Consider the following 6123-nt stretch of genomic DNA (forward strand, 5'->3'; position numbering starts at 1 on the left):
GCTCGACGGCCCAAAATCGCTCAGGCCTCCCGTGCGGCTCGTCGCTCTCGGAGCAGCCGCACGAACAGCCCGAGTGACTCGGCGCTCATCCACAAGATCAAGCTGCTGAGCACGACCGTCAGCCCCAGCAGCAGCCAGTTCTCCTCGGCCCAAAAAGCGAGCAGGTGCAAAACGAGCGAGAACATCGTCACCCCCATCACGAACACCATCGGGATGACCAGGGGCAGGACTGGGCGGCGCCGCTGCCAGAAGTACAGGGCCAGGACCAGCAAGGTCAGCGAGGCGATCATCTGGTTGCTGGCCCCGAACACCGGCCACAGCGCCCACGCGGCCTCGCGCACGCCCCCGTCGCCGTCGGCGACCCGCATGGTCGCGAGCACGATCGCGGGCAGCACCGCGATCATCGTGGCGACGTAGGGGTTTTGGAGCGCCTTGACCTTCAGGGCGTCGCCGATCTCGGCGATGATGAAGCGCTCGATCCGGGTCGCGGTGTCGAGGGTCGTCGACGCGAAGGAGATCACCAGCACCGCCATCAGGGTCTGGGCCAGCACGGCCGAGATCCCCAGCTGTTGGAGGAACGCGCCCCCGCCGAGCACGAAGGCCGCCGCCTTGTTGCCCGACGCGTGAGCCCAGTTGTCGTAGTAGACCGCCCAGCTCAGATCCTCGACGGGCCCCTGCCCGGGCAGGGCGCAAAAGCCCACGAGCCCGATCCCGGCGACCGCGGCCATCGTCGAGGCCAGCGCCAGCGCGCCCTCGCCGAGCATGCTGCCGTAGCCGATCATCCGGGCGTCCTCGAGCTTGTCGAGCTGCTTGGAGGTCGTCCCCGACGCCACCAGCCCGTGGAAGCCCGAGATCGCCCCGCACGCGATCGTCACGAACAAGAAGGGGAACATCGAAGGCGCGTCGTCGCCGGACATCCGCACGGCCGGGGCGTCGAAGCTCGGGTGGGCGACGAAGATGCCGAGGAAGAGCAGCCCGAGCCCGACCACGAGCTGGTGGCTGTTGACGTAGTCGCGGGGCTGGAGCAGCAACCACACGGGCAGCAAGCTCGCGACCGCCGAGTAGGCGAACAGCGCGAGGATCCAGGTGAGGTTGACCTGGTCCTTGTCGAGCCCGGTGTCGGCGAGGTCGAGGGGCACCTTGGTCCCGACCCACACGAACACGTAGAGCACGACCAGGGCCACGAGCGAGGGCAAGAGCGGCGGCAGCTTCTTGACGTAGAGCAGCCAGCCGATGACCAGCGCGACGACGATCGCGATGTTGACCGGCAAGACCGAGGTCGGGACCGCCATGAACAGCCCGGCGATCGCCATGGCGAACACCGCCAGCACCAGCCAGCTCAGGACCATGATGAAGCACAGGAACATCAGGCGCACACGACCGCTGACGACCTTGGCGGCGACGTCGGCGATCGACCGGCCCTTCTCGCGCACGCTCACGACCAGCGCGCCGTAGTCGTGGACGGCGCCCATGAACACCGTGCCGAGCACGACCCAGACCAGGGCCGGGAGCCAGCCCCAGTACGCGGCCACGCACGGGCCGATGATCGGCGCGGCCCCGGCGATCGAGGTGAAGTGGTGGCCGAACAGCACCGGCCGCTTGGTCGGGACGAAGTCGCGCCCGTCCTCGAGCTCGTGGGCCGGGGTCACGAACCCGGGCTCCTCGTCCGCGAAGATCCGCCGGCCGAGGAAGCGCGCGTAGAAGCGGAAGCTGGCGATGAACACCAGCAAGACCAACGCGGTCACGACGGCGACCATGGCGGGCAGTGTCGCGCCGAACGCCGAGCTTGGGAAGCACTGATGCGCCCCCAGGCGTCAGCCCCCCAGCCGTCAGGAAGTGGGGTTCGAGCCCGCTTCTAAATTGAGGAGCCCGTCGTCCAAGGCATCATGAAGCGATCGGGCTCTCGGACATCAACGCGTTCCACAGCGTCGTCCACGTCCCCCACGCGTGGCCGCCCGGGGCCGTCTTGACGTGCGAGACCGGCAGACCGCCAGCCAGGATCCGGTGGGCCCGGGCGCCGAAGTCATCCTCGCCGTACATGAGGTAGAGCTCGGTCTCGCCGGCGCCCTGCTGTGCGCTGATCTGCTGGAGCATGCGCCAGATCTCGATGTCCCAGCGCGCGTCGTCGATCTCGGCCGGAGGCTGCCAGGCCGCGAGCCCGCCCGCGCGCTCGATCTCGCCGAGGATCTTGCGACGGCCGAGGTAGGGCGCCATCAGGATCAGCCCGTCGACCTCCTCGGGGTAGGTCCACGTCGTCAGCAGCGCCCCGAGCCCGCCCATCGAGATCCCGACCAACCAGATCTCCTCGTAGCGATCGCGGTTGGGTGCAAGGACGTCGTGCTCCAAGCGCTCGAGCAGGGTCCGCGAGCGGTAGTAGCCGATGTGGGCGTCGACCTCGAGCATGTCGACGTCCATGCCGCTGTCGCGCATGGTCTGCACGAAGCCGTGCTTGTCGTAGGTCCCGACTCGATCTCCGGCGCCGGGCAGCATGATGACCAGCGCGCGGGCGTGGTCGCCGTCGCCGCCGTAGGCCGCCGTGGGGATCGGCGCCTCCAGCTGCCCCGCGCAGCCGGACAACACCGAGACCAGACTGGAGACGAAGACGACGCGGGTGCCGAGGGTAGCCATCGTGCTCACCTCTTTCGCGTAGCATGGGCCGTCGGGTCGCGCAGCTTCGAGGCCCGCGCCGTGCGATCGCAATTGGAGCCGGGCGCCCATGGAGACCCACGGGGTCGGCTTTGTCGAAGGCGACCTCCCCTCGCTCTCGGTCGGCCTCGTCCCCGAGTTCATGGCTGCCGGGCTGCGCGCTGCCAACGAGCTCGTCGAGACCCGCGGTGATCCTCGACGAGCTCAGCGCCGCGGACGCCCGCCAGTCGTCGAGCGCTTCGCAAGCATCGGCGCCGACGAGGCGGACGCTCGTCGAGGCCCGGGTCACAGACGCCTCCAAGCCCGTCTGAACCGTGTTGCCGTTCGAGTCGGCGCCGTGGTAGCTCGGAGTCATGCGCCGCACGATCCTCACGGTACTGATGGGCCTGGCGTGCGGCTGCTATCTGCTCAGCGACGAGCCCAAGGCGCGCAAAAAGACCGACGCCGGGGCGAAGGGCGAGGTCGAGCGAGACACTCCCGCGGCCGACGCCGGGGACACGCCCGCGGGCCAGACGGCCGAGCCCGAGGGCCAGGCGAGCGAGTGCCCCACGGTCCTGACCGGCGTCGAGACCAAGGCGCGGACGATCGCGTCGAGCTGCGCGCCGGTCCGCGTCCGCGGGCTCTACCGCGTCGACGGCGGGACCTTGAGGATCGAGCCTGGCGTCGAGCTGCGCTTCGAGCCCGGCGCCGTGCTCGAGGTCGGCCGGGATCAGCCCGGCACGATCACCGTCGCCGGGACCGTGGACCAGCCCGTGCGGATGATCGCCGACTCGGTCAGCGACAGCGGCGGGTGGAAGGGCGTGCGCCTCCACGCCCACGCCGACGGCTCGTCGCTCGAGCACCTCGAGATCGCCAGCGCCGGGACCGAGGACCACGCCTCGCTGTGGATCGAGGCCGCCGAGGTCAAGCTCGTCGGCCTGATTGTGCGCAGCCCGACCGCGCTCGCCCTCGAGCTCGTCGGCGAGCGCGGGCCCGAGCTGCTCGGCGCCGAGCTCTCGGGCGCGGGCGTGGTCGCGCGCGCGACCCCAGCCGCCGCCGCCGGGCTCCACGATCTGAAGCTCGAGCCGACCGCGCGCGTGGCCATCGCGGCCGGGCGCGTGGCCACGACGCTCGAGTGGCCCCCGAACGCCTACCGGATCGAGGGTGTCCTCCGGGTCGAGGGCGAGGCCGGCCTGCCCGCGCAGCTGTCGCTCACCCCCGGCACCACCCTCGACTTCACGCCCGACGCCCGCGTCGTGATCGGGGGCTTGGGGCCGGGCTCGCTCAGCGCCAGCGCCAGCCCGCCGCCCCCCGAAGGCGCGCCGCCACCACCACCGGGGGCCAGCGGGCGGATCGAGCTGCGCGCCGCCGAGGACAACCGCCCAGGCTCGTGGGCCGGGCTCCACGTCCAGGATGAGGGGCGGCTGTCGCTGCGCTACGTCGAGCTCGCCCACGGCGGCGCGCGCGATGAGGGCGTGGTCCTCGCCGAGGGCAGCGCGAGCCTCTCGCTCGAGGGCTGCCGTTTTCACAGCGACCTCGTCGGAGTCGAGCTGCGCGGCATGGACGTGAGCGTCGAGGCCTTCGCCAACAACGAATTCACCGCGGTCCCCGTCGCGCTGCGCACGACCCCGGCGCTGCTCGGCGCGCTCGGGCCCGACAACCGCTACGACGAGGCCGCGCAGATCCACGTCGAGCGCGGCAAGATCGAGGCCGACGCGACCTGGGCCGCCCAGGCCGCGCCGATCCGGATCCAGGGCGACGTCTTCGTCGACAAGGGCGCGACCTTGACCCTGGCCGCGGGCACCAGCTTGCGCTTCGACCCTGGGGTGATCCTCGGCGTCGGCTACTACGAGCGCGCGACGGTGGTCATGAGCGGCAGCGCCGAACACCCGATCCTGCTCGGGCCCACGCCCAGCTCCGAGGCCAGCTCCGAGGCCAGCTCCGAGGCCGAGGCCCAAGCCGCCTGGGGTGGGATCGTGCTCGGCACCCACACGACCAAGGCTCGCTTCGAGCACGTGAAGCTGCGTTCAACCGCCAACGACGCGGGCATCGAGCTGCGCGACGCCGCCGACGCGACCCTCGTGAACGTCGACTGCGCCAGCTGTGCGGGCGCGACCGTGAAGTGGGACTGCGAGTCGACGATCGGCAACATCGCCGTGACCGCCAGCGAGGGCACCGACGCCGCGATGATCGCCCCGACGCAGTGCAAGTAGAGTAATACTGAGCACGGATCCGTGCGGTGGTGAATCGTTCGCCCGCGCGCATCGTGTGCCCCAAGATGCCGCTGCTCGAGCTCGCCCTCCTGACCCACTCCCTCGTGGCCCACGGCCAGCTCGATCTCGGCCATCTCGGCCACGCTCTCGCCGCGCCCGTCCACACCCTGCGAGCCGCCGCCTCCACCCGCCCCGGTCCAGAGCCCTTCACCTACACCAGCGAGGCGCGCGGCGGCGCGGTCCAGTGGGATCCCGGGGCGCCCGCGACCAAGGCCACCGAGAAGCTGCTCGATCTGGCCGAGGCGATCGACGACACCCGGACCGACACGACCTACTCGCACAGCACCCGGGTCCGGCGCAAAGAGGGCCTCTATCACTTCGACTGCTCCGGGATGCTCAACTGGATGCTCGCCCGCGTCGACAAGAAGGCGCTCGAGACCCTCGACCGCGAGCGCCCGGTCGCCGCGACCTACGTGCGCACGATCCAAAAAGCCCCCACCACCCGCGCACGCCGCGGCTGGCAGCAGGTCGCCGACATCGAGGACGTCGAGCCCGGCGACCTGTTCTCGTGGCGACGCCCGCCCAACTGGCCCAAGGGCGGCAACACCGGTCACGTCGGCATCGTGATCGCCCGGCCGGCCCCCGTCGCGCACATCGAGAACGCCTACCTCGTCCGAGTCATCGACTCGACCCGCTACAAGCATCAAGACGACACCCGCGGACCCGACGAGACCGGCTTCGGCATGGGCACGATCTTGTTCATGACCGACGACGACCGCCACCCGATCGGCTACGCCTGGCACGGCGCCGACAGCAGCGGGTTCTACCGGACCGACGTCGCCTTCGGCCGGATTCATTAGGACCCCCACAGCCGTCAGCAACTCTGCCACGCACGGCCCCAAGCGGCCGGTCGCTCCTCGCTCCGCTCCTCGCTCGGTGGGCTGGTATGAGCTTCGCCTCCGCCTCCGTGGCCCCCTAAAGGGGGCTGGTTTGGACCCCCACAGCCGTCAGCAACTCTGCCACGCACGGCCCCAAGCGGCCGGTCGCTCCTCGCTCGGTGGGCTGGTATGAGCTTCGCCTCCGCCTCCGTGGCCCCCTAAAGGGGGCTGGTTTGGACCCCCACAGCCGTCAGCAACTCTGCCACGCACGGCCGCAAGCGGCCGGTCGCTCCTCGCTCCGCTCCTCGCTCGGTGGGCTGGTATGAGCTTCGCCTCCGCCTCCGTGGCCCCCTAAAGGGGGCTGGTTTGGACCCCCACAGCCGTCAGCAACTCTGCCACGCACGGCC

The 6123-nt window shown here is 70.7% G+C and carries 4 protein-coding genes; 2 read left to right on the forward strand and 2 right to left on the reverse strand.

Annotated features, from left to right (window positions below):
- Positions 1-20: 20 nt before the first annotated feature.
- Together ENSA5_RS34100 and ENSA5_RS34105 are read right to left on the reverse strand one after the other, a co-directional pair.
- Positions 21-1757: a carbon starvation CstA family protein gene (locus ENSA5_RS34100; protein WP_106395903.1), complete on the reverse strand. Its 1737-nt coding sequence runs from the start codon at positions 1755-1757 to the stop codon at positions 21-23.
- 127 nt (positions 1758-1884) lie between these two features.
- Positions 1885-2628 (reverse strand): serine aminopeptidase domain-containing protein, encoded by a 744-nt coding sequence (locus tag ENSA5_RS34105; RefSeq protein WP_181198445.1) that lies wholly within the window; start codon positions 2626-2628, stop codon positions 1885-1887.
- A 371-nt stretch (positions 2629-2999) separates the two neighbouring features.
- On the opposite strand from ENSA5_RS34105, the gene ENSA5_RS34110 reads away from it, so the two are divergent.
- A complete protein-coding gene (locus ENSA5_RS34110) occupies positions 3000-4838 on the forward strand; it encodes a hypothetical protein (protein ID WP_106395905.1) in 1839 nt (612 codons plus the stop codon).
- Between the two features lie 29 nt (positions 4839-4867).
- On the forward strand, positions 4868-5698 hold the full coding sequence (locus ENSA5_RS34115; protein ID WP_146156415.1) for a hypothetical protein: 831 nt from the start codon (positions 4868-4870) through the stop codon (positions 5696-5698).
- Positions 5699-6123: the final 425 nt, after the last annotated feature.

It is taken from the genome of Enhygromyxa salina, from assembly GCF_002994615.1.
Lineage (GTDB): Bacteria > Myxococcota_A > Polyangia > Nannocystales > Nannocystaceae > Plesiocystis > Plesiocystis salina_A.

Excerpts from the sequence above, each read along its gene's own strand:
- ENSA5_RS34100 (WP_106395903.1), bottom strand. The coding sequence starts at position 1,757 with ATGGTCGCCGTCGTGACCGCGTTGGTCTTGCTGGTGTTCATCGCCAGC.
- ENSA5_RS34105 (WP_181198445.1), bottom strand. The coding sequence starts at position 2,628 with ATGGCTACCCTCGGCACCCGCGTCGTCTTCGTCTCCAGTCTGGTCTCG.
- ENSA5_RS34110 (WP_106395905.1), top strand. The coding sequence starts at position 3,000 with ATGCGCCGCACGATCCTCACGGTACTGATGGGCCTGGCGTGCGGCTGC.